Origin of the sequence: Bacillus sp. ISL-41, from assembly GCF_018613235.1 — a bacterium.
Classification (GTDB): Bacteria; Bacillota; Bacilli; order Bacillales; family Cytobacillaceae; genus Mesobacillus.
The window spans coordinates 43,097-69,903 of sequence record NZ_JAGGQP010000025.1; the positions used below are offsets into that span (position 1 = coordinate 43,097).

Consider the following 26,807-nt stretch of genomic DNA (forward strand, 5'->3'; position numbering starts at 1 on the left):
CACCCCTTTAATGCAGGAAGCAATGCTGCTTCCGTTCCTATTTTAGAAAAAATTCTTTAATTAAAGCCGTTAGGAAGATGTTTGCCAGCGCAACCGGCAAAAGCACTTTCCATGCGAATTCCATCAATTGGTCGGCGCGGATACGCGGGAACGTAGCACGGAACCAAATGAGGATATAGACCACTAAGCTGAACTTGAGCGCGAACCATACAGCTCCTGGAATGAAGCCAAGGAACGGCAGTGGCAGCCAGCCTCCAAGGAATAATACAGTGATCAACGCAGACATTGCGAACATATACACATATTCAGCAAGCATGAACATCGCCCAGCGGAAGCCAGAATACTCTGTGTGGAAACCGGCAACAAGCTCGTTTTCCGCTTCTGCAAGGTCAAATGGAACCCTGTTCAGTTCGGCTGTAGCAGCGATGAAGAACACGATGAATGCGATTGGCTGCCATAGGATGAACCAGCCATTGTCACCTTGTGCTGCAACAATTTCATTAAGATTAAGGCTGCCTGTCAACAGGACGATTCCAAGCACGCTCATGACAAGCGGGATTTCATAGGAAATCATCTGTGCTGCGGCACGCATACCGCCAAGCAATGAGTACTTGTTGTTGGATGCCCAGCCTGCCATCAGCATGCCGACGATTGTCAGCCCTGATATGGCAATGTAATAAAGGAATCCGACATTCAAGTCAGCGAATTGCAGTTCGTCAGTCAAAGGAATCGTCGCCATGACCATGAAGGACGGCGCGAACGCGATGACCGGTGCGATTATGAACAGCGGCTTATCCGCGGCTTTTGGAATTAAGTCTTCTTTTACAAGAAGCTTTACAACGTCGGCAACGGATTGCAACAGCCCCCATTTACCGCCGACATGGGATGGACCGTAACGGCCCTGCATGAAACCAAGCACTTTCCGCTCTGCCAGAATCGCCATCGTTACGAATCCAAGGATTACGAACAGCAGGACGACAGCCAGGACGAAGAAGATGCTGAAATTCATAAGGCCCGGGCTAGATTCGAGAAAGTTCTGAACCATTATCCGTCTACCTCCCCAAGAACGATATCAACCGCTCCTAAAATAGCAATCAGATTTGAGATGCTTTCACCTTCAAGCAGTTTAGGGAGGATTTGCAGATTATAGAAGCTCGGTCGTCTGAACTTGAGACGGTACGGCTCTTTTTTGCCATCGCTGGAAATATAGCAGCCGATTTCGCCCCTGGAGCCTTCGATCCGGACAAACGCTTCCCCTTTTGGAGCCTTGATGATTTTTGGAACCTTGGCTATGATTTCTCCGTCTTTCGGGAATTGCTGCACAGCCTGTTCGATGATTTTTAGAGATTCTTCGATTTCACCCATCCTTACATGGTAACGGGCAAGCGCGTCGCCTTCTTCACGGGTAACAACGTCAAAGTCGAAGCGGTCATAGATTGAATACGGCTCATCCTTGCGCAGATCCCACTTCACGCCTGTTGAGCGCAGGTTCGGTCCGCTTAATGAGTAATTGATTGCGTCTTCCTTTGTATATGTACCGATGTTTTTTGTACGGTTAAGGAAGATTTCGTTTCCTGATACTAATTGGTGGTAGCCTTTCAGCTGTCCTCTCAGATAAGGGACAAACTCTGCCACCTTTTCAATCCAGCCTTCCGGAGCATCCCATTTAACGCCGCCTACACGCATGTAGTTGAACGTCAGACGAGCACCTGACAATTCATTCAGCAGGTTCAGGATCATCTCGCGGTCACGGAATGCGTATAGCAATGGGCTCGTCGCACCGAAGTCGAGGATGAATGTTCCCCACCACAGCAAGTGGCTGGCAACCCTGTTCAATTCCATCGCCAGTATCCTTAGATACTCAGCACGTTCAGGCACCTGTAATCCCATCATCGTTTCGACTGCATGGACGATTACATAGTTATTTGTCATTGCCGAAACGTAGTCCATCCTGTCTGTATACGGAATGATCTGTGTATATTGCAGGTCTTCGGCAAGCTTTTCTGTCCCGCGATGCAAATAACCGATAACCGGCTTTGCTTCAACGATAATTTCACCGTCAATTTTCAGAACGAGGCGGAATACACCGTGTGTACTAGGGTGCTGCGGGCCCACGTTCAAGAGCATTTCTTCTGTGCGTATCACGGGCTACACCTCCACATCATACGGTTCATAGTCTTTTCTCAATGGGTGGCCTACCCAGTCTTCACCAAGCATGATGCGATGGAGGTTTGGATGGCCTTCGAATTTGATGCCAAGCAGGTCGTACGCTTCACACTCCGGCCAATCGGCTCCTGCCCATAAAGGCTGGACGGACTGGGTAACAGGTGCATCGCGGTCAAGCTTGACCTTCAACGCAACGGACTGCCTGTTTTTGTATGAGTACAAGTGAACATACACTTCCATATGTGTCTGGAAATCAGTGCCGTGAATCTCTGACAGGTAATCGAAACCTAATAGTTCGTTGTACTTCAGGAATTCAGCCAGTCGGTAATAGGATTCTTTCTTTGCGACAAGTGTCGGGACATCTTTTGAAAGAGGGTTAATATACGAATCTTCCAGAATATCATCACCAAGGTTGTCGGTAATTGCTTTTACATATTTATCTAAGTAAGGCTGGTTTGGAGATGGCTTTTTCTCTTCAACAGGTTCTTCTGCTCCTGCCTTTGCGCCAGCTGCTGACTTCGCCTTTGCTGCTGCGGCTGCTTTTGCCTTCGCTGCTGCAATCGCTTTCGCTTTTTCGTCGTCAGCTGATCCTCCGCCCGCTGCGGCTTTGGCTTTCGCTGCTGCGGCCGCCTTTGCTTTTGCTACGGCTGCGGCTTTCTTTTTCGCCAGATCATCATCGTCGCCTGCTGAAGCGTCTGCTTCTCCGCCTGCCTCTTGAGCTTTCCTTTTTGCTGCCGCTGCTGCCTTTGCCTTCGCTACGGCCGCGGCTTTCTTTTTCGCCAGGTCATCGTCGCCTGCTGGAGCAACTGTCTCTCCTCCTGCGCCTGTCTCCTGAGCTTTCCTTTTCGCTGCTGCTGCTGCCTTTGCTTTTGCTACGGCTGCGGCTTTCTTTTTCGCCAGATCATCGTCGTCGCCCGCTGTAGCTTCAGGCGCTGCAGATTCTTCCGTGCTTTCCTCTGCCTGTCCGGATGCCTTCATTTTTGCAAGAGCGGCCGCTTTCGCTTTTGCTGCGGCTGCGGCTTTTTTCTTGGCTAATTCAGCATCTTGACCTTCTACCGGAGCCGATTCATCTTCTTTGGCTCCCGGTGCTTCGTCAGCCTGGCCGTTTTCAACAGCCTGGCCATTGGCTTTCATTTTTGCCAGTGCAGCTGCTTTCGCTTTCGCTGCTGCGGCGGCTTTCCTCTTCGCAAGCTCGGCGTCATCACCTGCTGGTGCTTCTGCCTTTGCCTCGGTTTCCTTCACTTCAGGTTCTGCGACTTTGTCGGCAACCTCTTTCGGGTCGTTTCCTTCCCCTGCCTGTTTAGCGGCCTGGCGCTGCTTCGCAAGCTCTTTTGCCTTTTGGGCTGCTTCTCTCTTTATCTGCTCTAAATCCTTTTCCCCGCTCATCGGTTAGATCACCTTCTTCCCGGTTTTCGCCTCATAACGGATTTTCTCTTTCAATTTATTAATCCCGTAAATCAATGCTGCTGGATTCGGCGGGCAACCCGGTATGTAAACATCGACCGGCACAATCTGATCGACACCTTTTACAACTGAGTATGATTTTACATATGGACCGCCTGCTGTCGCGCATGAACCCATGGCGATTACCCATTTTGGTTCTGCCAGCTGGTCGTACAGCCTGCGGACAGTCGGAGCCATTTTCTTCGTAACAGTACCTGAAACAATCATGACATCGGACTGACGAGGCGAGTTCCGGTAAAATGTCCCGAAACGGTCCAGGTCATAGTGAGCCGAACTTGATGCCATCATTTCAATCGCGCAGCACGCAAGACCAAAAGTCATTGGCCACATCGAGTTGCTGCGGGCCCAGCCTTTTACCTGCTCAAGAGTTGTCACGAATACATTCCTTTGGAGTTCTGCTACTTCTTCAGGTGAGAAATCATCCAACTTTAAATCCATTTTAGCACCTTCTTTTTCCATGCGTAGATGAGTCCGATCAGAAGCATTACGACGAAAATCAGCATTTCGATCAATGCGAAGATTCCCAGCTTCTCATAGGCGACAGCCCATGGATACAAAAACGCTGTTTCTACATCAAAAATAACGAACATAAGAGCAAAAACATAATAACGGACATTAAACTGGACCCGCGCATCGCTGAACGGTTCCATCCCGCTCTCGTAGGTGGTATATTTTCGCTCGTCTTCCTTGTATTTCGGCCGCAGAAGCTTAGCCGCAAACAAGGCTACGATCGGAAGCAATACCCCGAGACATAGGAACACAAAGACTATCAAATAGTTATTTTGATATAGATTCAACTGCTCCATGCCCATCCCTCCAATGTTGTGAAATTTTCATACTTTTTAATCTTGTAACCGATAACAATTATACCATTGTTGCAATAGTGTGTCGACAAGCCTTTGAACAATCTGGCAACCTTCTTCCAAGCCTTTTTCAATAGAAAAATAGTTTCTTAATTGAGCTTGTATAGACTGTCAGAAAGAGGGTTCCCCTTTCATACTTAGTTGCTTTGAAGTCAATATATTCTTACTCTTTTGCCCAGGCCCTTTACGAGAGCTGCCTGGTTGGAGGGTGCAGCCTCCGGAACATGCGCTTTTAACGGTAAAACGCAGCAGACAATCGGTTACATTCTATATTAAATACAATTTGGATTAAGTTGTCAGTGACGTTTGTCAACATTGTTAAGTTCTGAGATAGGGTTGATTATGGCGGAATTATGGAATTTTGGTTAAGGAGAGTTTTTGCGGGTATTAATTTATGAGTTGAGTGATGAATTGAACGCTAAAATTGAATATTAAGCGAGGGATCGAGTGAAGAATTGAGAATTATGCGATGATTCGATTACTGAACACGAGTTTATTCGATAAGTCAGCGGAAATATGAGCTCAAACCTGATTTATCAGCATAATTTCTAGGCTAAACAATGATAACAAACCATTTTATAGCGAAAAATTAAATTTTATAGCGACTTTTCTTTTTTTATAGCGATTTTTAAATTTATATAGCGAATTAGTAATTTTTATAGCGAATTTGCTATTTATATAGCGAAACGGAATCTGCTCCTATATTTGTAAATCATCTGGCAGCAACAAAGCGAACAACCGACCGGCTCCCAATCTCTACATAATAAAAACACCCCCCGTCATCGCCGGAGGGTGTTTATCTTAAAATTAGATTCTGCGTTCTGCAACTGAAATACGGTTGATCGCACGCTGCAAGGCAAGTTCTGCACGCTTGAAGTCGATGTTCTCCTGCTTTCTTTCATGCAGGCGCTGCTCAGCGCGTTCTTTTGCTTTTAGTGCACGTTCAAGATCGATTTCAGATGATTGTTCTGCAGATTGAGCAAGGATGGTGACCTGCTCAGGACGGACCTCGAGGAAGCCGCCGCTGACTGCAATGAACTCGTTATTGCTGCCATTTTTCAAACGGACAGCGCCAATTTGTAGCGGTGCAACCATAGGAATGTGGCCTGGCAAGATTCCAAGCTCGCCTGTGCTCGCTTTTGTGCTTACCATTTCAACATCTGATTCATACACCGGCCCATCGGGAGTAACAACACTGACTTTAATCGTCTTCATTTTTTACCCTCCTGGTCCGTTATTAGACCTCTACACCCATACGTTTTGCATTCTCGATAACTTCTTCGATTCGGCCAACTAGGCGGAATGCATCTTCTGGAAGGTGGTCATATTTGCCGTCAAGGATTTCAGCGAATCCTTTAACTGTTTCTTTAACTGGCACGTAAGAACCTTTTTGTCCTGTGAACTGTTCGGCTACGTGGAAGTTTTGTGACAGGTAGAACTGGATGCGGCGAGCGCGGTGTACAGTCAGCTTATCTTCGTCAGAAAGCTCATCCATACCAAGGATCGCGATGATATCCTGAAGTTCTCTGTAACGCTGCAATGTTTGCTGTACGCGACGAGCTACTGAATAGTGGTCTTCGCCAACGATTTCAGGTGTCAATGCACGTGAAGTCGAAGCAAGTGGATCCACCGCAGGGTAGATACCCATTTCAGAAAGCTTACGCTCAAGGTTAGTTGTTGCATCCAAGTGAGCGAAAGTTGTAGCCGGAGCCGGGTCAGTGTAGTCATCGGCTGGTACATAGATCGCCTGGATGGAAGTAACAGAACCTACGTTAGTAGATGTGATACGTTCCTGCAATTTACCCATTTCAGTTGCAAGAGTCGGCTGGTAACCTACCGCAGATGGCATACGGCCAAGTAGGGCAGAAACCTCAGAACCTGCTTGCGTGAAACGGAAGATGTTATCCATGAAGAAAAGAACGTCCTGTCCTTGCTCATCACGGAAGTATTCTGCCATTGTAAGACCAGTCAGGGCAACACGCATACGTGCTCCTGGCGGCTCGTTCATCTGGCCGAATACCATCGCAGTTTGCTTGATAACGCCAGAATCTGTCATTTCGTGGTAAAGGTCGTTACCTTCACGTGTACGCTCACCAACACCAGCGAATACGGAGATACCGCTGTGCTCTTGAGCGATGTTGTTGATCAATTCCTGGATTAGTACGGTTTTACCTACACCGGCACCACCGAACAATCCGATCTTACCGCCCTTGATATATGGAGCAAGAAGGTCAACTACCTTAATACCTGTCTCAAGGATTTCTACCTCAGTTGAAAGCTGTTCAAATGTTGGAGCTTCCCTGTGGATTGAATCACGGCGTGAATCAGCAGCGATTGGAGCGTCAAGGTCGATTGACTCACCCAATACGTTGAATACACGTCCTAGTGTTACGTCCCCAACCGGAACGGAGATTGGAGCACCTGTATCTAATACTTCGACGCCACGCTTAAGGCCGTCTGTGGAAGACATCGCGATTGTACGAACTGTGTCATCACCTAAGTGAAGGGCTACCTCAAGAGTTAGCTCGATGGTCACATCCGCATCGCTGGTTACAATTTTCAAAGCGTTATAGATCTCTGGAAGATTGCCGCTTTCAAACTTAACGTCAACAACCGGACCCATAACCTGGAGAACGCGTCCTTTGTTCATCTTGTTCCCTCCTATCGTACTAGTTGAAATATATACATCATGATGGGATGCGGCATCAAGCCACATCCCCGATTGTCATTGAAAAATCTATTCGAGTGCTGCGGCTCCACCGACGATTTCGGTGATTTCCTGGGTAATAGCAGCCTGACGCGCGCGGTTGTAGCTCAAGCTGAGGGAATTGATCAGCTCTTTCGCATTGTCCGTTGCGTTTCTCATGGCTGTCATACGAGCAGCATGTTCACTTGCTTTGCTGTCAAGCAGTGCTCCGTAAATCAAGCTTTCTGCGTATTGCGGCAAGAGAACTTCCAGGATCTCCTCAGCGTTCGGCTCAAATTCATAAGAAGTAAGCTTTGTTGAAGCTGCACCAATATCCGTTAACGGAAGCAACTTCTTCTCAGTTACGTCTTGAGCGATCGCACTGACGTAATGACTGTAGTAAATATATAATTCATCAAATGATCCATCGGAGAACATGCCAACTGTGTTGCTGGCGATATCCTGGATTTCCGCGAAGGACGGCTGGTCTGCAATGCCGACGATGTCAAGGACAACGTTCATGCCACGGCTTTGGAAAAAGTCACGGCCGACACGCCCGATCGCGATGATCGCAAACTCATCATTTGATTTATGGCGTTGCTGGATCGTCTGGTAAACCTGGCGAAGGACGTTACTGTTGTATGCCCCTGCAAGTCCACGGTCAGATGTGATTACTAGATATCCCGTCTTCTTGACTGGACGGCTGTTCAGCATTGGGTGGTTGGAATCCTTGCTGCCCATTGCGATTGAGGCAGTCACTTCCTGGATTTTTTCCATGTAAGGAACGAATGCTTTCGCGTTCATGACTCCACGGTTCCATTTAGCTGCGGATACCATCTCCATTGCCTTGGTGATCTGGCTCGTCTTTTTAGTCGAAGTAATACGGTTTTTTATATCGCGTAAAGATGCCATTTCGGTTCTCACCACCCTTTTACATAGATTGTTAGTCCAAGGTCAGGCAGGACCAGCCAGCGGCCGGCTCTGCATCACATGTCCAGCTCCAGTGCCTAGCCCCTCGAGTCGCTTCGGTCCGCCCAATGAAGTCAAAGAGCGACTTCACAGGTCGGCCCTCCAGCGCTTGTCGGGGCTGATCGAGGCACTTCCGCTTTTCAAATTACTCAGAAACTGCAAACGTCTTTTTGAAAGCGTTGATTGCAGCACTCATATCGTCGTCTGAAGGAAGTTCCTTCGTTGAACGGATATGATCTAACACTTCTGTATGGTTGTGGTCTAACCATGAAAGGAATTCACCTTCGAAGCGGCGGATATCCTGCAATGGAATATCATCAAGGAAGCCGCGAGTCAGTGCATATAGGATCGCAACTTGCTTTTCAACAGCAAGCGGCTTGTTAAGATCTTGTTTAAGAACCTCTACCGTACGGGCACCGCGGTTAAGTTTTGCCTGAGTCGCTTTGTCAAGGTCAGAACCGAACTGAGCGAATGCTTCCAATTCACGGTATGAAGCGAGGTCCAGACGCAGTGTACCAGATACCTTCTTCATCGCTTTGATTTGAGCGGATCCACCTACACGGGATACAGAAAGACCTGCGTTGATCGCTGGACGTACGCCAGAGAAGAATAGGTCAGACTGCAAGAAGATCTGTCCGTCTGTGATCGAGATAACGTTCGTTGGAATGTAAGCAGAAACGTCGCCTGCCTGTGTTTCAATGAACGGAAGTGCTGTGATTGAACCTGCGCCTTTAGCGTCGCTCAACTTAGCAGCACGCTCTAGTAAGCGTGAGTGCAAGTAGAATACATCCCCTGGGTAAGCTTCACGACCTGGAGGACGGCGAAGAAGCAAGGAAAGTTCACGGTATGCTGCCGCTTGTTTTGTTAGGTCATCATATACGACAAGAACGTGCTTGCCATTGTACATGAATTCTTCACCCATCGTTACACCAGCGTAAGGAGCAAGGTATAAGAGTGGTGCCGGCTGTGATGCAGATGCTGTAACAACGATAGAGTAATCTAACGCGCCGTGCTTACGGAGAGTTTCAACCGCGTTACGTACAGTTGATTCCTTCTGTCCGATTGCAACGTAGATACAGACCATATCCTGGCCTTTTTGGTTAAGAATTGTATCGATCGCTACAGATGTTTTACCAGTCTGGCGGTCACCGATGATCAATTCACGCTGTCCGCGGCCGATTGGCACAAGAGCGTCGATCGCCTTGATACCAGTCTGCAATGGCTCATGAACTGATTTACGGTCCATAACGCCCGGTGCAGCGTACTCGATTGGACGAGTTTTTGTTGTGTTGATTGGACCCATGCCATCTACTGGCTGTCCAAGAGGGTTTACGACGCGGCCGATAAGCTGTTCCCCAACAGGAACCTCCATGATGCGGCCCGTACGGCGTACCTCGTCACCTTCGCGGATTTCCGTGAAAGGTCCAAGGATGATGATACCGACGTTATTTTCTTCCAGGTTTTGTGCCATACCCATAACGCCGTTTGAAAATTCAACAAGTTCTCCAGCCATGACATTGTCGAGGCCATGAGCACGGGCGATACCGTCACCAACACTGATAACTGTACCCACATCACTCACTTGAATTTCCGACTGATAATTTTCGATTTGCGATTTTATCAGCGCACTGATTTCTTCAGCTTTGATGCTCATGAGTTTCACCCCTATCTACGAATCTTAGCCTAGCAATTTACGTTCTAAGCGGTCTAGCTTGCCGCGCAAGCTGCCGTCAAAAATGCGGTTTCCAATGCGAAGCTTTACGCCTCCAAGCAAATTGGAATCTACAATGTTTTCAATATAAAGAGACTGTTTGCCAACCTGCGGCGCGAACGAAGCTGAAAGTGCTTCAGCCTGCTCAGCCGTCAAAGGCTGGACACTATAGACTTTTGCTTCAGCCACGCCTTTTGCGTCATTCGCAAGGGCGATGAACTGGTCAGCAACGTCTGCGATCTGGTCTTCGCGGTGGCGGTCAACCAAGATCATCAGTGTATTAAGGACATATGTGCTTACAGATCCGAAAGCTGTCTTTAAAACCTCTTTCTTCTTCTCGTTCGGAAGCTTTGGAGACTTTAAAAAGGCAGTCAATTCCGGATTGTTCACAACAACTTCTTTTACAGTGCGAAGCTCTTCCTCAACCTGTGGTAGAGCCTGCTTTTCAGAAGCGAGTTGAAAAAGTGCCAGGGCATAGCGCTTTGCTACTGTCGAGTTGCTCATCGGGCATTACCCGCCTCTTGAATGTATTCATTGATGAGCTTTTCCTGGTCAGCTGCAGAGATTTCCTTCTCGATCACTTTAGAAGCAATCAAGACAGATAGTGAAGCAACTTGCTCGCGGATTGCCGCAACAGCCTGCTCCTTCTGCTGTTCAATTTCAAGCTTCGCAGATTCTTTGATTCTTTCAGATTCAGTGCGTGCCAGTGCAATGATTTCATCACGCTGAACGTCGCCCTGTTTCTTTGCGTTTTCAATTAGGCCCTGTGCTTCTGTACGTGCCTGCTTAAGCATTTCACGCTGTTCTTCCATAAGTTTCTGTGCTTCAGCACGGCTTTTTTCAGCCGCTCCGATTTCGCCAGCAATATGCTCTTCACGTTCCTTCATGATGCCCATCAATGGACCCCAAGCGAACTTCTTAAGCAATGCTAACAAAACAAGGAACATAACAAGCTGGAACAAGATATCTCCAGTGTTAAGGCCGGCAGCCGCTCCCAATACAAAATTCATTGTTAACACCCTCGATTCACTCCCTTCAAGAGTTGTACCATGATTAAAAAAGGTCCAACATGCGCTATCTGGCTCAAAAGCCTGCGGCTGATAGCCAGTGGCTCATAACCAACGCATAAGGCTTCCCGTTCCAAACTCCGGGCTTGCCCGATTTTATTTCAAACGATTGCTTACATTCAAATTCAGGTATGCTCAGCGCCGGATTGGACCGGCACAAAGCCTACATAATAGAATGGCGAAGGTTCGCGCGGAATGATCTTCGCCATCTTTAATTCTTATTTATTAACCACCAATAACCATGAACGCGATAACTACAGCGATGATTGGAATCGCTTCAACCAATGCAACCCCGATGAACATTGTAGTTTGAAGCATACCGCGAGCTTCTGGCTGACGAGCGATACCTTCTACTGTACGTGATACGATCAAACCGTTACCAATACCTGCACCAAGTGCTGCCAAACCGATTGCGATTGCTGCTGCTAAAAGACCCATTATAAAGTTCCTCCTTTAATGTATGAAAAAATGTTTTTTTAAGTTTTGTTCATTAAATGAACAGGTATATATTAATGGTCATGACTCACTTTATGAGAGAGATAAACCATCGTTAACATTGTGAAGATAAATGCCTGGATTGCTCCGACGAAAACGGAGAAACCTTGCCATACAAGCATCGGTAAGGCTGCGGCCAAGTGCCCGCCTACCCCGGTTGCGAGGCTGGCTGCAAGCAGACCCAACAGGATCTCACCTGCGTAAATGTTACCGTAAAGACGAAGACCAAGAGTGAGCGTATTTGCGAACTCTTCAATGATCTTGATCGGGAACATGAACCAAAACGGCTTAAAGAATTCCTTGCCATATTCGGCAGTCCCTTTAAGCTTGACGCCATAATAATGGGATAGTCCTACCACCAAGACTGCAAGAGTCAGTGTGATGACTGGGTCAGCTGTCGGTGATTTCCACCATAGGTAATTGTCGTATACGACAGAGAACGGCAGTCCCAGCATGTTGGAAACAAACACATACATAAGCAATGTGATTCCAAGGACGTGAAATCTTCCCCCATCCTTCCAGTCCATCGTGCTGTTGATGATCCCTTTTACGAAATCCATAATCCATTCCATGAAATTCTGTATTCCTGTCGGTTTCATCGCAAGCTTACGAGTGGAAAGAACTGCAATGATGAAAACAACAGCAGATGCCACTGTGATCATCAGCATGTTTGCTAAGTTAAAAGTAAGCCCAAATAAATCTAATAATGGAGCTTCATGATGCATCAGTTAATTCACCTCTCTTCCCCGCTATTTACGTAAAAAAGACTGGACAAAAAAATCTATCATAATGACAATATAAGCTGTCATTAATCCCAAAATCGTAAATACAAGGTCAATGCGATCAGGGTATTCCATCGCAACGATTACTGCAAGCGCACCTGTCGCAAGCCTCGACAGCGAGCCGAGCGAGCGCACCTTCTTCCCCTGTACCACCGAATCCCCGAAGTTGTTCATTTTCCTCGCAAGCAGCCATAAATTAAAAAGGCTCAGGCTTGTACCAAAGATCAATCCGGCAAAAACAGATTGATAGCTTGTAAAGCCGTACCCGAGTACGTATAAAGACAACAAGGTGAATATGTATTTGCGCTGACGAATAAACAAGTCCTGTATTTCCATAGATGGCTAGTCTCCCGAAAAGAAGTGTTGGATGAGGCGGAGCATGGCATAAACACCTGCCGCCAATCCGATCAGCAATCCGAATATTAAGAAAAGTGGCTCTGTACCAATGGTACGGTCAAGCCATCTTCCGGAGAAAATGCCAATTAAAATGGAGCCTACCAATTGAGATAGTATAGCGGACATGAGTGCCATCGCTTGAAAAGGGTGGCGGTTGTTTCGGCGCATAAAAAACGCATCCTCACTTTTGAGAATGGGAGCTTCAGGGGGTGAAAAATCATTTTTCGAAAAAACAATATTTTCACTAAAAAAAGCTTGCATATCAACGTTGAAAACCTTATCATTTTATGCCCTTTGTAAGCATACAATAGGCTATTGTCAATGTCAATCCATTGGGGTGAAAAAATTCACAAAGTTTTCACTGTGAATATATACCATTAACCCTATTTTAGTATTATATTATTAAAGCATTTTTTTCACTTTGATTTTTTCTGGATTTTTACCAAAATTGTGGCTCTATTTTAAAATGCCCATAAAAATAGTAAGTGGCCGGAAAGGAATCACCTTTGTCCGGCCGCTGGATTTTTACTTATGAAAATCATTGCGTCAATCGTGCTCTCCCGCCCTTTCTTTCTTGCAAAAACCTTTGCCAGGTACATTCCTTCATCCGGCAGTTTATCCAATGGTATTTCTTTTCCGACCATTCCCTTTTCAAGCTTTCTTCCCCAGTCAAGGAATCCGACGAAGCGGTATTGGTCTGGATCAAATAGAGCGATCCCAAATTCTTCAGCTCCACCAGGCAAATAGACTTCATAGCGATACGCTTCCCCATTGTCCGCCGGCGCGAAGTCGAAGCCCATCACCCGCGGGTAGTCCGGTTCTTCTACAACGTATATATATGGAATCCTGATTTTATTTTTTCCATCATCTATAAAAAGGCCCCCGTCATGGATTTTATCTTTCAGCAGAGCAGGATTGGCTATCATCGCGAGCTCCACCTCTTCCGCTTCGTTCGGTTTCAGCGAAAAGCTCATTGGCAGCTCCCACTCTATCCCCTGTTCTTTTTGGGGAATGGAAAATGAATAGGTTTTTATGGCTGGACCTGTATTTTTCACTGTCAGCTTCGCACTATGACGGTGCATGTTATCGGCAAGCTGGAATTTTCCAAATTGCAGTGACCCCGGAACGATCAGGCTTTCAGTGTTGATTGCTGCCTCCAGCTGGATTCTTCCTGCTCCTTGCTCAAATGTCCGGTATCTCTTGCCGTCACGATCGGTAATATCCTTGGCCGTGTTCATGATGGCTGCCTTGATGTCCGCCGGTGTCCATTCTGGATGGGCCTGCTTGATCAGGGCTGCCGCTCCTGCAATATGCGGCGCGGCCATGCTCGTTCCCTGAAGCGGGAGGTAACCTCCGGGGATCGTGCTGTTGATCGCCACCCCGGGCGCAACGATATCCGGCTTGATTTCCCATGTGACCGTCACCGGACCGCGGGAGCTGAAGTCAGCAAGAATATCTTTTTCTTCTATTAAATTCATGCGGATCAGCATCGAATTTTTATTAAGCTGTTCTTTAAGTGCCAGTCCTTCTTCATTGCTGATTGCGGCAATGGGGATTGGCAGCCGCTCTTCCAGGTTGCCAAAGAACGTTCCCTTCGTATTGTTATAGATGATCACACCGATTGCGCCAGCTTCCAATGCGTTCTTCGCTTTTTCGGTAAAAGTAAGCGTCCCCCGTTCGACAAGGACAATCTTATCTCTTACACCTTTCATTTCCTCTTTCGTGCCCAGTCCTGCAAAAACAAGATTTTCACTTTGGGTAATATTCCAATTATCCGAACCCTGTAATAGTTCGAGCCTTATTTCCCTAGATATGCCTGGGGCGTTGAGATACGGTACGTTCATCGGAGGAGTTGACGCGCCAACCGAGATAGCCTTTGAAGCGGTGCCAGGCGATCCTACAGTCCACCGATTAGGACCCGAGTTCCCGGATGAAGTTACCGCGACGATTCCTTCGTCCACCGCCTTGTTAAGCGCTAGGCTGATGGGCAGGTCCGGACCGTTGACATCATTTCCGAGCGATAGATTGAGGATATCGACCTTATCCTTTATCGCCTCATCAATAGCGGCGATAACTTGCTCTGTCGTGCCGCTTCCTCCTGGGCCAAGTGCCCGGTAGGCAACCAATTTCGCATCGGGAGCGATTCCCCTCATCCTGCCATTTGCCGCGATGACGCCTGCTACATGTGTGCCGTGCAGAGTGCTCCGAAATCCAGCGCCCTTCGTTTCCATCGGGTCATCATCACCATCAACCAAGTCATGACCACCGCCAAAACTCCTTCGCAAGTCAGGATGCTCATAATCGATCCCCGTATCAATTACCCCGATTGTTATGCCCTTGCCTGTCAGGCGATTGCCTTTTTCATCAAGAATTCCATGGACCGCTTCCGTTCCAATCAATTCAAAATGATCGATAAAGCTATCGCTACGTTTATAGGGCGTTGGCAGATGGACTGAGTTCTCCACCTTGTACGTATTCACTTCGGATAAAAGTTGGATGTCATGGGCCATTTCAAGCTGCTGAAGCTCGGAGATAGGCCCTTTAACAGAGTAACCATTGACCGCATGCGTGAAGATGCGGCGGAGTTTTGTATTTTTGAGGTTTTTAAGCTGATTTTTGATTTGCTGTTCTTCCACCGGCTGCTCCGTCAGCACGATAGCAACTTTTTCAGTTTGGGGATCTTCTTGAGGAATCGGCGGAAGCTGCAGCTTTTGCGGCTGCTCGAATGCAGCGAGTATCAGCAATATCGGTAAAATAATTAAGGTCGTACGCTTCAGCAAGACGGAATCCCCCTTTTTCCGTTTAGCGTTTCAATTAGTGGGTGCTAATATACAGGGGGGTTTTTCCAAAAATCGGGTGAGCGTGCAATTCTCACTAATGACGGTGCAATTATTTGAGCAGGGTGTGCAATTATTAGTGAGCTTGGAGTAATTAATGCTTTTAATTGATTTGAAAAATTTTTCAGCTGACGTTTGGGTTATGTTCTTTTACCAAATATAGGATGACGGCACGATTATCATCAAGTTTCAGGCAATTAATCCGGTTTTTCAGGAGATTAATATGATTAATCAGGAGATTATCGGTGAGTTTCGGGCAAATAACTCGCGGAAGGGATTTAAAATATTTTCCAGCTGTCGTTTTGGCCTTTGTCCAGCTAGAGCTTTACTTCTTTCAGCAAGCACTTTTGTATTTTCGGCAGAGTCTTTATTCTCCCAGATAAAATTTGCTTATTTCTAATGGAATTTTCGCTTCTAACATCTAAAATTTTGCCTTTCCCTCTAAAGTTATCAGCCATTTACTGCTGTTTTTACCTGTTAATCACGCTCCAGCCTTCCGCTACGAACAAAAACACCCCTTTTTAAAAAAGAGGTGTCTTAAAGGTTCTTATTTATATTGTTCAGGACGATTTTCGGTGCGCTTGAAGTAGTATCGAATCGCTTCGCAAATACGTTCTGATGCGCGTCCATCGCCGTATGGGTTTGAGGCTTTGGCCATTTTTTCATATGCTTCCTGGTCTGTCAGCAATTCTGTTGCCATTTGGTAAATTGGCTGCTCTTCGTTTCCAGCCAGCTTCAATGTTCCTGCCTCGATGCCTTCCGGACGCTCTGTTGTGTCGCGAAGAACAAGTACTGGCACACCTAATGACGGTGCTTCTTCCTGCACGCCGCCTGAATCAGTCAGGATGAGATGCGCGCGTGAAGCGAAGTTATGGAAATCAATGACGTCAAGCGGCTCGATCAGATGGATGCGCGGGTCATTGCCCAGCACTTCGTCAGCCAGTTCACGGACCACAGGATTCAAGTGAACAGGATAAACAACTTGTACATCACGCTGTTCGTCGACAATTCGCTTGATGGCACGGAACATATTGCGCATTGGCTCACCAAGGTTTTCGCGGCGGTGTGCCGTCATCAGGATCAGGCGGTCATTGCCCAGCTTATCGAGAACTTCATGCTGATAGGTTTCTTTTACCGTCGTGGTCAGTGCATCGATGGCCGTGTTGCCAGTTACGAAGATATTTTCTTCAGATTTGTTTTCCTGCAGCAAATTAGCCGCTGATTTGGAAGTCGGCGCGAAGTGAAGATCTGCCATAACTCCTGTCAGCTGGCGGTTCATTTCCTCAGGGAATGGAGAATATTTATTCCATGTCCTCAAACCTGCCTCGACATGGCCGACCACAATCTGATTGTAATAAGCCGCAAGACTCGCCACAAATGTAGTTGTCGTATCTCCATGCACAAGCACGATATCAGGCTTGACTTCCTTCATTACTTTATCCAGGCCTTCCAACCCTCTTGTCGTTACATCAATCAATGTTTGGCGATCTTTCATGATGTTGAGGTCATGGTCTGGCGTGATATTGAAAATGTTCAGTACCTGGTCCAGCATTTGGCGATGCTGGGCGGTTACCGTTACGATTGATTCAAAGTGTTCAGGGTGCTTCTGTAATTCAAGGACAAGCGGAGCCATTTTGATTGCTTCCGGGCGCGTCCCAAAAATTGTCATTACTTTAATTGGCTTGGTCAATTCAAACACTCCTTATTTTGTCCCGAATAAACGGTCTCCTGCATCTCCTAGTCCAGGTACGATGTATCCGTGGTCATTCAGCTTTTCATCAAGGGCAGCGATGTAAATGTCAACATCAGGGTGCGCTTCTTTTACCGTTTCTACCCCTTCTGGAGCTGCAATCAAACACATGAATTTGATATGCTTCGCGCCGCGCTTTTTAAGAGAGTTGATCGCTTCTACTGCAGATCCGCCTGTCGCAAGCATTGGATCGACGACGATAAAATCGCGCTCCTCAACATCGCTTGGAAGTTTCACATAGTACTCAACCGGCATCAATGTTTCCGGATCGCGGTAAAGTCCGATATGTCCTACCTTCGCTGCCGGAATCAATTTAAGGATGCCGTCAACCATTCCGATGCCTGCGCGAAGGATCGGGATGATGCCAAGCTTCTTGCCTGATAATACTTTAGATTTTGTCTTTTCGACTGGTGTTTCAATTTCAATTTCCTCAAGCGGCATGTCACGCGTGATTTCGAACGCCATCAGCGTTGCTACTTCATCTACAAGCTCGCGGAATTCCTTTGTGCCTGTGCTTTTTTCGCGGATATAAGTAAGTTTATGCTGGATCAATGGATGGTCAAATACGTATACTTTTGCCATGTGTATCGCTCCTTTTAAAGGTAAATGAGTTGTGAACACCTGTCTGTTATATGTAAGATCTGTTGAATCACACTTCGTCTAATTTTACAGAAAAACCTCTGGACAAGCAACCGGTACACCGTAATGATTTTTCCCTGAAAAAGCGGCCCTCATTCATGGAGGGCCGCCGGGTAAAATCTTATCTCTCAGGATATAGTTCGAACTTGCTGGTTAGTTCTTCGACGCGATTCTTCGCTTCTTTCAACTTCGCTTCGTCTTCGTGATTTTTCAATGTGAAGGCGATCAGTGATGCGATTTCGTCCATTTCAGCATGTCCGAATCCGCGGCTTGTGACGGCAGCTGTGCCGATACGGATCCCGCTTGTAACGAATGGGCTTTCTGGATCGAATGGAATCGTGTTTTTATTGACGGTGATGCCGATATCATCAAGCACCTTTTCCGCTACTTTTCCAGTCAGGCCAAGCGAACGCAGGTCAACCAATAGCAAATGGTTGTCTGTACCGCCCGATACAAGGTCGATGCCTTCCTTTTTCAAGCCTTCTGCAAGGCGGTTGGCATTGGAAATGATATTTTGCGCGTATTCTTTAAAAGAATCCTGCAGCGCTTCACCGAATGCTACTGCTTTAGCAGCGATGACATGCATCAGCGGGCCGCCCTGGATGCCAGGGAAGATGGATTTATCGATTTTCTTCGCGAATTCTTCTTTGCAGAGAATCATTCCGCCGCGCGGGCCGCGAAGTGTCTTATGAGTAGTCGTTGTAACAAAATCAGCATATGGCACCGGATTCTGGTGCAGGCCTGCAGCGACCAAACCAGCGATATGCGCCATATCGACCATCAAGTATGCGCCTACTTCATCAGCAATTTCACGGAATCGCTTGAAGTCGATTGCTCTCGGGTAAGCACTTGCGCCGGCAACGATCAGCTTTGGCTTGTGCTCGCGCGCTTTTTCAAGGACGACATCATAGTTGATTTTATGAGTATCTTCATCGACACCGTACTCAACGAAATTATACTGGACGCCGCTGAAGTTTACCGGACTTCCGTGCGTCAAGTGCCCGCCGTGTGACAGGTTCATCCCAAGGACAGTGTCTCCATGCTCAAGAATCGTGAAATAAACCGCCATATTGGCCTGCGCGCCTGAGTGCGGCTGGACATTGACATGTTCTGCGCCGAAAATTTCCTTCGCGCGGTCACGGGCAATGTTTTCGGCAACATCGACATATTCGCACCCGCCATAATAGCGGCGGCCCGGATAGCCTTCTGCATACTTATTCGTAAGTACAGACCCCTGTGCCTCCATTACGGCTTCGCTGACAAAGTTCTCTGATGCAATCAATTCGATTTTCGTGCGCTGACGCTTCAATTCATCCTGCATTGCAGCGTATAACTGGCTGTCCTGCTGTGACAAGTGCTTCACTAAAGTTCCCCCTCTTATATGTAATGCTTGTTCCGTTATTAGAAAATTCATTCTTATTTTAGCTGATATTATAATGAAAGGAAAGGATGAAGGTAAAAGTAGATCTGATTATCAGGCCTGTGTTTTTCCTCCATTGCCTATCCCCTGTCAGCAAGATTCGTTTTCTTTTGTTTGCTCGTAAACCGCCCGTGCGCCGCCGATCAGCTTCGGCCTCGTCTTCGCCAGGGTCACATGGGCATGGCCGATGCTTTTTCGCTTCACTCTCACGGGTACAGCCACATGCTTCATTTGCATGCCAATCAGCGTATCGCCGATATCGATGCCAGCGTCAGCCTTGATGAACTCGACAACTACAGCATCCTTTAGGTTTTTATGCGCGAAAGCTGCCATTGCGCCGCCCGCGCTCCTGACTGGAATGACCGTCACTTCTTCCAGCTGTTTCTGTTCAGCTGTTTCCCGCTCGACGACAATCGCCCGGTTCAAATGCTCACAGCACTGAAACGCCAGCTGAATTCCCGTTTTCTCCTGCAGTTCGCGCAGCTGGCTGAAGACCATTTCCGCAACCTCATCTGTTCCCGCAGTGCCAATCCGCTTGCCAATGATTTCACTCGTGCTGCAGCCGACGACCAGCACCTGGCCTTTTTTCAGCTGCACCTGCTCATTAAATTCAGTAAGGATGGAGTTCAATTCTGCTTTCCATTGTTGTATAGACAGTTGTAACGCCTCCATTACATTGGATTTGAAATTTCCTGCAAATAGGCTGGAAGTTATTTATTTTCATACTCCTTAATTTTACCGACGCGGTTTTCGTGGCGGCCGCCTTCGTATTCTTCAGAAAGCCAAACGGCTGCGATTTCACGCGCCAGTCCTGGTCCAATTACACGTTCGCCCATCGCCAGGACATTGCTGTCATTGTGCTGGCGTGTCGCTTTTGCGCTGAATACGTCATGCACGAGCGCGCAGCGAATTCCTTTTACCTTGTTTGCGGCAATGCTCATGCCGATCCCTGTTCCGCAAATCAGGATCCCTTTGTCAAACTCACCGTTCGCCACTTTCTCGGCAACCGGAAGCGCATAGTCTGGATAATCAACAGATGTACCGCATTCGCAGCCGAAATCTTCATACTGGATATTCATTTCGTCCATCAAATTCTTAATTTCTTCGCGGATATTCACTCCGCCATGGTCTGAAGCAATAGCAACTTTCATTGTAAAATCCTCCTATGTATTCCCGGCTTGCGGGGCGATCAAATCTATCGTTATTTTCTCATATTCGCTTCGATTTATAAAGAAAACGGGTCATGTTTAGCCATCCCGCCACTAATGTCCCATAAATTCTAGCAAGTAATCAGTTTTTATAGCGAAAAATCATTTTTTATAGCGAATTTTTCATTTTAATAGCGAAATTCTGTTTTTTATAGCGAACTGGAAATTCCGCTTCATTTTTTCCAGTTAAAAAAATATAAAACCACAGCCTCATCCAGCTGTGGTCCAACAATTATAACGAAAACTTCGTAATCGTGCCTTTTAATTTTTCCGCCTGATTTTTCAGGTCTACCGCTAACTCCTCGACATTGGCGATAACTTCTGCCTGCTGTTCGGCTGCTGAAGCTACGCTGAGTGCTCCGGCTGATGTTTCTTCTGCGATTGCCGCCATTTCCTGTGATTGGGTAGATGTGTGCTGTATGGTTTCCATTTGGGTCTCGACCAGCGCGGCGATTGCGTGGATGACATCTGCCATCTCATGAATCGTGGATGTCATCGCGTCGATCACCTGGTTCGTTCTCTCGCCTTTTTTCGCTTCTCCGTTCGCGGTTTCAACCTGTCTGCCGATCTGGCCGACAACGTTCTGAACTTCAGATTGGATGTTCTGGATTAGTTCAGATATTCCCTGAACTGCGCCCGCGCTCTGGTCAGCAAGCTTCCTGACTTCTTCGGCGACGACAGCAAATCCTTTTCCGTGCTCGCCTGCACGAGCTGCTTCAATCGATGCGTTCAAGGCAAGCAAGTTTGTTTGAGCAGCAATATCGCCAACAAGCTGGATGATTTGCTCCACTTTCGTCGCGTTCTCTTCCAATCGTTTTACCGTGCCAAGCGATTCACGGTTGTCATTTGCCAGTGTCTCGATGCCGGAAATCAGTGAATGGATTGCATTTTTCGATTCCTGCAGGTCTTTGACCATTTCCACGGAAATGGATTCAGATGTCCGCGCTTTTTCCTGGACATCCTCGGCGATGCGGATGACTTCATCCACAGACTCAGCAGTTGTCTGTGTCGACAATGCTGAAGAATCAGCTCCCGCGGCAATTTCTTTGATCGTTGTCGAGATGATTGACGCCTGCTCAGATGCTGCCGCAGATTGTCCGGATATCTGGATGACTTTTTCATTAGTTTCCTTAAAGTTGCTATCAATCTGACTGACCATTTCACGCAGGTTTGCGAGCATATTGTTGAAGGCCAGTCCCAAAGAGCGGATTTCGTCATCCGATTTCGAGACTTCCGCATCCTCGCCAATTTCACCCTGTGCTGCTTTTAATGCAGACTGCTCAAGCTTTTGCAAAGGCTTGATGATCAGGCCAGCAGCCATATACGCAAGCACTCCTGTCCAGAAAATCCCCATTCCTAGAACCGCTACGTTAAAAACGACTGAATTGACATCAATAAATTTTTGAACATAAGGGTGCAGGAAATAAATAAAAAATGCGCTTGTTGAATAAGTGATGATCGCCAACACAGTCGTCAGCATGACCATTTTCTTTCTTAATCCCATTTTGTAGCTGCGTTTAGACCCCACTAGTAATCCCCCTGAAAAAATAATAAAAACTCCTCAAGGGTTTTATCGGATTTTATCCAGGATTCTTTCGATACTTTTGTGAATTTCTTTAAAAGCTTGACGATAAATTTGTTCATTTCCGCCAAACGGGTCTGCCACATCCAGGTTTCCCGTTTCCTCAGCAAATTCTTTCAAGGTGAAAATTTTGTCCGCAGCGTATGGATATTGGCTCATGACCAGCCCTTTATGACTCTGCGTCATCGTCAGAATGAGGGTCGCCCAGTCGATTTCATCCCTTGTTAACATCGAGGAACGATGATCATGGCTGATATTGTTCTCCTCGAGCACGGTCTTCGCGTTCGCAGAAGCATCAGCACCATTAGGGGCATATACTCCTGCCGATTTCACCTCAACTCCAGGCAGCTGTTTGCTTTTTAAAATCGCTTCCGCCATCGGGCTGCGGCATGTATTTCCGGTACAGACAAATAAAATGCGCGCCATGCTTGTCCCTCCTATGAATAACTTTCCTCTATTATATGATAATCGTTCAGCAATTTCATTTTCGAAAAAGGCTGTTTTCGTAAAGATTGTTGTTAAAATCCTAAAGCCGATTTTAACGTAATATAAGGCCAATTTGCAGTTCGGTATTAAGTTTGAAAGTCAACTTTGCGAAGAAAAATAGTTTATCAATCCTATTTTGCTGTCAATAGCAAAATAAAGATTGTAAAAAGATCATCGCAAAAAAAATACACCTGACGAGCAGGTGCGTTAAAAGTTTTATAGCGGAAGAAGCAATTTAAGCCCGAAAGCGAGCAGAATGCTGCCTCCCAATGCTTCACTGTATGTACCAAGCCATCCCTGCACTCTTTTTCCAATCAGTAGGCCCGCCCACGTAAGGACCATTGCCGCAACTCCAAAACAAATCAGAACAAGCAGCGTCCTTGCGCCGTAGATTCCAAGGGTCAACCCTACTGAAAAACTATCAAGGCTGACGCTGAGGGCAAAAATAAATAAACCCTTGCCAACCGGAGTGATCACGCTTGTCTCATCCTCCTTGAAGCTCGCCCAGATCATCTGGACTCCTAGCACAATCAGGAGCAGGCCGCCAATATATCCTGCTATGGCCCCGAACTGCTCGGACAAAAATCGCCCGGCCACCATTCCCAGCAGCGGCATCCACACATGGAACAAACCAATCGTGACGCCAATTTTAAATATATGCCTTTTCGTCAGTCTGAACATGCCCATTCCGAGACCTACGGAAAATGCATCCATTCCCAACGCGAATGCCATTAACATAAGTGTGAATAATTCGCCGGCTATTGCTGTCATTTCTTCGCCCCCTCGGACTTGCTAATTCAGCATATGCACGTCCAAAAGGATTTAGAAGTATGGAATTTTCAGGTTTCGAAATGATTATGAGTCTGGTTCATAAGGAGGGCAGTGGCTTCAACTGGTATCATGACAAAAAGCGCCCCAAAACCTGAAGCGCTTCTCAGTAAAGTGTTATTTTTTAATGATCGGCAGTCCGGATGCCTTTGACAGTCTGTTCATGATGGCCTGGCCGACGCCATGTTCCGGGAAAATCTCGCCGAAAATGATATCGAGATTTTCCTGGTTGAAGGCGCGAAGTGTGTCATAAAGGGCTTCTGCCACTGTTTCCAGTTTTGCTCTTTCACCGCAGGGGATCACTTTATCAGAATCATAAAACTCCTTGTTTTCCTTCGTTGTCATCACGCCGACTTTCAGGCCTTCGCTCCGCTTTTCATTCACGAGCTGCTGGATTTTTTCTCTTGTTCCGTCAACAAGATAGAATGGAGCGTTCGGTGCATAGTGGCGGTATTTCATCCCGGGGGATTTTGGCGCCTGGTCTGAATCCTTCAGGGCCGGATCTACCGAGACTTCGCCGACTACTTCTTCCAGCTGTTCCTTTGTTACGCCGCCCGGCCTTAAAATTGCAGGTATCTCACCGGTGCAATCGACAACTGTGGATTCAAGGCCTACGCCTGTCGCTCCGCCATTGACAATTCCGGCAATTCGGCTAGTCAAATCATCGGCAACATGATCAGCAGTCGTGGGGCTTGGCTTGCCTGACAGGTTTGCGCTTGGGGCAGCAAGCGGCAAACCTGATGCTTCGATAAGCGCCAGGGCAACCGGATGGTCAGGCATCCTGACGGCGACTGTGGATAACCCGGCCGTTGCTTTTTCTGAAAGCACACCATCCTTCTTTTCCAGGATAATCGTCAACGGACCAGGCCAAAAAGCATCCATCAGCACTTCTGCCTGATCGGGGATTTCTTTTACAAAGGAATGAATTTGCTCACGATTGGCAATATGGATTATCAACGGGTTATCCCCAGGTCTTCCTTTTGCTTCGAATATTTTCAAGACAGCTTCATCGCTTTTGGCATTGCCGCCGAGACCGTAAACCGTTTCTGTCGGAAAAGCGACGACTTCATCTTGCTTCAGTTTTTGGGCAGCTTCGATGATTTGTGGATATGTTTTTAAATTATCCACATTCTTATCCACTGTCCACATTTGTGTTTGCATGTACATCCACCTTTTACTTCTCGCTATACTAGTCTATTTCTATGAAAGTATAAAAGAAGAATAAGCAGAACTCAAGTTTTTATCCACAAATTGTGTACAGTTTTAACGAATCCGTGGATAACTTTGTGGATTAATCCACAATTCACAGAATTATTTTCATAATTGCGGAGTTATCCACAGTTAGAACTTGTTTTAAATGGCTTTTTTCCAGAAGAGAATCGGGAAGCTCTGACTGATTCACCATCTCAAATCCCAGACTGCTGAAGAAAGAAACCGCGCTCATCTTGTTTGTAACCAGATAAAGCTCTTCAAGCTCCTGATTTTTCGCTGTCAGGAAGGCCCGTTTAAACAGAAGCATTAAATCCGGCTGGCCGATTTGCGGGGACACGACAAATGAGCGAAGCAAGCCTGCTTGATCCACTGGTTCAACCCCAAGGCATGCCTTAAGCTCTCCTTCCTGGTTTTCCATAAGCGAAAAGTTTTGGATTGAGTCACTCAATCCTTCCGGGCTTACTCCTGCCTCTGTTAAAAAAGCCTCCAACTTCGGTAAATCCTCTTGATTCGCACTCCTGATTTTCCACGTCATAACTATCACCTCAAAAATAAGATTCTAGTAAATAGATATGAGAGACATGAAAAAGTAGAACCTAAAGAGGACAAAAAGAAAACACGGCAGCTTTCTAAGCTGCCGTGCATTCTTAATTTCCAGGCTTTCTAAGCCAATTGATTAGTTATTGTTGTTGTTATTGCGGGCATTGCCGCCTTTTTCACCGATTTCTTCATAGAAGCTTCGGTCGTGGTTTTCAGAAGTCGCTTCGCCGCCTTTACGACCAATCTCCTGATAGAAGTCCTTGTCGTGGCTTTCGGATGTTGCTTCGCCGCCTTTTTTACCTATTTCCTGGTAGAAGTCGCTATCATGACTTTCGGCAGTAGCTTCTCCACCTTTTTTACCGATTTCTTGGTAGAATTCTTTATCGTGACTTTCAGCTGTCGCCTCGCCGCCTTTTCTACCTATTTCCTGGTAGAATTCGCTGCCATGGTTCTCTGCTGTTGCTTCGCCACCCATGCGACCTCTTTCTTCTCGAGACATCTTATCATCATTATTGTTTCGATTATTTTTAGCCATTTTAAATCATCCTCCTTGAAATCTAAGTTTTGATGTTACACTACTTTAAATATCCGGATTCTCCCATCATGAAACTAGTATCTCGGGAATGTAATATGCCTGTTCAAATAATGTAATATTTTTGGAAATTCTGACAGTCATTTTTCCTCTTTTACCATGTTTTTCTTGAGAGAAGCTAGCTACTGTTACCTAGCTTCTCATAGTGAAAAATTCATAAGTGAGTGATTTAAGTCACTATGGGAGTCATTTTGTATGGTTATAATAAAGTTAATCAATTGAAAACCTTTCTCAAAAAGGGGGTACGAGATGGAAATCAAAACAATATATGAACGAATTGGCGGAGATGAATCGATCCGAAAAATTGTCGATACTTTTTATCCAAAGGTTTACGAAAATGAGGAACTTAGCCCCTTGTTCGAGGGTGATATGGAGGAAATCAAACGGAAGCAGTGGATGTTCCTCACACAGCTGACCGGAGGCGGCGCCCTTTACAGCGAGGAATTCGGGCCGCCTAATATGAGAGTGCGGCATATGCCATTCGAAATTACACCGCCGCGCGCCCAGGCATGGCTTAAGCTGATGCACGAAACACTTACGGAAACAAGCTTGATTGAAACCGACGGCGGGAGAGCCCTGTTCGAGCGTCTGAGTCAGATTGCACCTATTATGATCAACAGACAATAAGGAGGAAATTTACCATGGAAAAACAGTCACTGAAACAATACCAGGAATTCAGCGAAGAACGTTTTACTAAGAGAATCGTTTTCAAAAAAGGCGACAGCACCGTTTTTCTTCTGAACTTCATGCCAGGGCAGGAGCTCCCTAAGCATAAGCATCCAGGTACAGAAGTGTTCATTTTAACCATGCAGGGCGAAGGCACTTTCATTGTCGACGGCGAAGAGGTCGTGGCAGCAGCAATCGAAACCGTCCACCTCGGCGGCACCGAAGAACTTGCCTATAAAAACACCGGATCCGAGCCAGTCTCACTTTATGTGATGCTCAATAAGATTCCGGATGAGAGGTTTGCGCAGAATATTTAAGAAAGATTGGACCACCTGGTTTATGCTAGTTGGTCGATATATCCTAGAATGTGGTCGATATAATTGAAAAACCGCTGATATAATTTAAAAAGTGGTCGATATAATTAAAAATTCTTTACGACCCCCTAATT

At 46.6% G+C, this 26,807-nt stretch carries 29 protein-coding genes; 2 read left to right on the forward strand and 27 right to left on the reverse strand.

Annotated elements, in window-relative coordinates:
• Nucleotides 1-37: 37 nt before the first annotated feature.
• The 27 genes from nuoH to J7I80_RS12415 form a co-directional block, all read right to left on the reverse strand.
• A complete protein-coding gene (gene nuoH / locus J7I80_RS12285) occupies nt 38-1,045 on the reverse strand; it encodes an NADH-quinone oxidoreductase subunit NuoH (RefSeq protein ID WP_214738660.1) in 1,008 nt (335 codons plus the stop codon).
• Nucleotides 1,045-2,145 (reverse strand): NADH-quinone oxidoreductase subunit D, encoded by a 1,101-nt coding sequence (locus J7I80_RS12290; protein ID WP_102264575.1) that lies wholly within the window; start codon nt 2,143-2,145, stop codon nt 1,045-1,047. The genes nuoH and J7I80_RS12290 overlap by 1 nt, the downstream gene beginning before the upstream one ends.
• Before the next feature lie 3 nt (nt 2,146-2,148).
• On the reverse strand, nt 2,149-3,552 hold the full coding sequence (locus J7I80_RS12295) for an NADH-quinone oxidoreductase subunit C (RefSeq protein WP_214738661.1): 1,404 nt from the start codon (nt 3,550-3,552) through the stop codon (nt 2,149-2,151).
• A 3-nt stretch (nt 3,553-3,555) separates the two neighbouring features.
• Nucleotides 3,556-4,068 carry a NuoB/complex I 20 kDa subunit family protein gene (locus tag J7I80_RS12300; RefSeq protein ID WP_023613587.1) on the reverse strand — a complete coding sequence of 171 codons (513 nt, stop codon included), beginning with the start codon at nt 4,066-4,068 and terminating at the stop codon, nt 3,556-3,558.
• Nucleotides 4,059-4,436 carry an NADH-quinone oxidoreductase subunit A gene (locus J7I80_RS12305; protein WP_214738662.1) on the reverse strand — a complete coding sequence of 126 codons (378 nt, stop codon included), beginning with the start codon at nt 4,434-4,436 and terminating at the stop codon, nt 4,059-4,061. Before J7I80_RS12305 ends, J7I80_RS12300 begins: the two co-directional genes overlap by 10 nt.
• 864 nt (nt 4,437-5,300) lie before the next feature.
• Nucleotides 5,301-5,708, reverse strand: a complete 408-nt coding sequence (locus J7I80_RS12310; RefSeq protein ID WP_102264580.1) for a F0F1 ATP synthase subunit epsilon — start codon at nt 5,706-5,708, stop codon at nt 5,301-5,303.
• Between the two features lie 22 nt (nt 5,709-5,730).
• On the reverse strand, nt 5,731-7,143 hold the full coding sequence (gene atpD / locus J7I80_RS12315) for a F0F1 ATP synthase subunit beta (RefSeq protein ID WP_214738663.1): 1,413 nt from the start codon (nt 7,141-7,143) through the stop codon (nt 5,731-5,733).
• An 87-nt stretch (nt 7,144-7,230) separates the two neighbouring features.
• Nucleotides 7,231-8,091, reverse strand: coding sequence for a F0F1 ATP synthase subunit gamma (locus tag J7I80_RS12320; RefSeq protein ID WP_214738664.1), 861 nt, complete (start codon nt 8,089-8,091; stop codon nt 7,231-7,233).
• 202 nt (nt 8,092-8,293) lie between these two features.
• Nucleotides 8,294-9,802, reverse strand: a complete 1,509-nt coding sequence (gene atpA, locus J7I80_RS12325; protein WP_214738665.1) for a F0F1 ATP synthase subunit alpha — start codon at nt 9,800-9,802, stop codon at nt 8,294-8,296.
• Nucleotides 9,803-9,826: 24 nt separating this feature from the next.
• Nucleotides 9,827-10,363: a F0F1 ATP synthase subunit delta gene (locus tag J7I80_RS12330; RefSeq protein ID WP_214738666.1), complete on the reverse strand. Its 537-nt coding sequence runs from the start codon at nt 10,361-10,363 to the stop codon at nt 9,827-9,829.
• Nucleotides 10,360-10,878, reverse strand: a complete 519-nt coding sequence (locus tag J7I80_RS12335) for a F0F1 ATP synthase subunit B (RefSeq protein WP_192471850.1) — start codon at nt 10,876-10,878, stop codon at nt 10,360-10,362. Before J7I80_RS12335 ends, J7I80_RS12330 begins: the two co-directional genes overlap by 4 nt.
• Nucleotides 10,879-11,151: 273 nt before the next feature.
• The gene (atpE, locus tag J7I80_RS12340) at nt 11,152-11,364 is read right to left on the reverse strand and encodes a F0F1 ATP synthase subunit C (protein ID WP_023613579.1); all 213 of its coding nucleotides are present in this window, start codon (nt 11,362-11,364) and stop codon (nt 11,152-11,154) included.
• A gap of 71 nt (nt 11,365-11,435) precedes the next feature.
• Nucleotides 11,436-12,146: a F0F1 ATP synthase subunit A gene (gene atpB / locus J7I80_RS12345; protein WP_214738667.1), complete on the reverse strand. Its 711-nt coding sequence runs from the start codon at nt 12,144-12,146 to the stop codon at nt 11,436-11,438.
• A 24-nt stretch (nt 12,147-12,170) separates the two neighbouring features.
• Nucleotides 12,171-12,539, reverse strand: a complete 369-nt coding sequence (locus J7I80_RS12350; RefSeq protein WP_192471848.1) for an ATP synthase subunit I — start codon at nt 12,537-12,539, stop codon at nt 12,171-12,173.
• Nucleotides 12,540-12,545: 6 nt separating this feature from the next.
• The gene (locus tag J7I80_RS12355) at nt 12,546-12,767 is read right to left on the reverse strand and encodes an AtpZ/AtpI family protein (protein WP_167831103.1); all 222 of its coding nucleotides are present in this window, start codon (nt 12,765-12,767) and stop codon (nt 12,546-12,548) included.
• 332 nt (nt 12,768-13,099) lie between these two features.
• A complete protein-coding gene (locus J7I80_RS12360; RefSeq protein WP_285289139.1) occupies nt 13,100-15,376 on the reverse strand; it encodes a S8 family serine peptidase in 2,277 nt (758 codons plus the stop codon).
• Between the two features lie 607 nt (nt 15,377-15,983).
• Complete coding sequence (gene wecB, locus J7I80_RS12365; protein WP_192471846.1) at nt 15,984-17,126, reverse strand: non-hydrolyzing UDP-N-acetylglucosamine 2-epimerase; 1,143 nt, start codon at nt 17,124-17,126, stop codon at nt 15,984-15,986.
• 12 nt (nt 17,127-17,138) lie between these two features.
• A complete protein-coding gene (gene upp / locus J7I80_RS12370) occupies nt 17,139-17,768 on the reverse strand; it encodes a uracil phosphoribosyltransferase (RefSeq protein ID WP_079506306.1) in 630 nt (209 codons plus the stop codon).
• 178 nt (nt 17,769-17,946) lie between these two features.
• Nucleotides 17,947-19,188, reverse strand: a complete 1,242-nt coding sequence (locus J7I80_RS12375; protein ID WP_214738668.1) for a serine hydroxymethyltransferase — start codon at nt 19,186-19,188, stop codon at nt 17,947-17,949.
• 147 nt (nt 19,189-19,335) lie between these two features.
• Complete coding sequence (locus tag J7I80_RS12380) at nt 19,336-19,917, reverse strand: TIGR01440 family protein (RefSeq protein WP_214738669.1); 582 nt, start codon at nt 19,915-19,917, stop codon at nt 19,336-19,338.
• 38 nt (nt 19,918-19,955) lie between these two features.
• The gene (rpiB, locus tag J7I80_RS12385) at nt 19,956-20,396 is read right to left on the reverse strand and encodes a ribose 5-phosphate isomerase B (protein WP_167831099.1); all 441 of its coding nucleotides are present in this window, start codon (nt 20,394-20,396) and stop codon (nt 19,956-19,958) included.
• A gap of 289 nt (nt 20,397-20,685) precedes the next feature.
• Nucleotides 20,686-21,981 carry a methyl-accepting chemotaxis protein gene (locus tag J7I80_RS12390; RefSeq protein WP_483297701.1) on the reverse strand — a complete coding sequence of 432 codons (1,296 nt, stop codon included), beginning with the start codon at nt 21,979-21,981 and terminating at the stop codon, nt 20,686-20,688.
• 42 nt (nt 21,982-22,023) lie between these two features.
• Nucleotides 22,024-22,461, reverse strand: coding sequence for a low molecular weight protein arginine phosphatase (locus tag J7I80_RS12395; protein ID WP_214738670.1), 438 nt, complete (start codon nt 22,459-22,461; stop codon nt 22,024-22,026).
• A gap of 276 nt (nt 22,462-22,737) precedes the next feature.
• Nucleotides 22,738-23,292 (reverse strand): manganese efflux pump MntP, encoded by a 555-nt coding sequence (locus J7I80_RS12400; protein ID WP_214738671.1) that lies wholly within the window; start codon nt 23,290-23,292, stop codon nt 22,738-22,740.
• A gap of 174 nt (nt 23,293-23,466) precedes the next feature.
• Nucleotides 23,467-24,510, reverse strand: coding sequence for an L-threonylcarbamoyladenylate synthase (locus J7I80_RS12405; protein ID WP_214738672.1), 1,044 nt, complete (start codon nt 24,508-24,510; stop codon nt 23,467-23,469).
• A gap of 142 nt (nt 24,511-24,652) precedes the next feature.
• The gene (locus tag J7I80_RS12410; RefSeq protein WP_214738673.1) at nt 24,653-25,096 is read right to left on the reverse strand and encodes a GNAT family N-acetyltransferase; all 444 of its coding nucleotides are present in this window, start codon (nt 25,094-25,096) and stop codon (nt 24,653-24,655) included.
• Nucleotides 25,097-25,237: 141 nt separating this feature from the next.
• Complete coding sequence (locus J7I80_RS12415; RefSeq protein ID WP_214738674.1) at nt 25,238-25,636, reverse strand: KGG domain-containing protein; 399 nt, start codon at nt 25,634-25,636, stop codon at nt 25,238-25,240.
• Between the two features lie 306 nt (nt 25,637-25,942).
• On the opposite strand from J7I80_RS12415, the gene J7I80_RS12420 reads away from it, so the two are divergent.
• Both J7I80_RS12420 and J7I80_RS12425 read left to right on the forward strand, forming a co-directional pair.
• Complete coding sequence (locus J7I80_RS12420) at nt 25,943-26,320, forward strand: globin domain-containing protein (RefSeq protein ID WP_214738675.1); 378 nt, start codon at nt 25,943-25,945, stop codon at nt 26,318-26,320.
• A 14-nt stretch (nt 26,321-26,334) separates the two neighbouring features.
• A complete protein-coding gene (locus J7I80_RS12425) occupies nt 26,335-26,676 on the forward strand; it encodes a cupin domain-containing protein (protein WP_214738676.1) in 342 nt (113 codons plus the stop codon).
• Nucleotides 26,677-26,807: the final 131 nt, after the last annotated feature.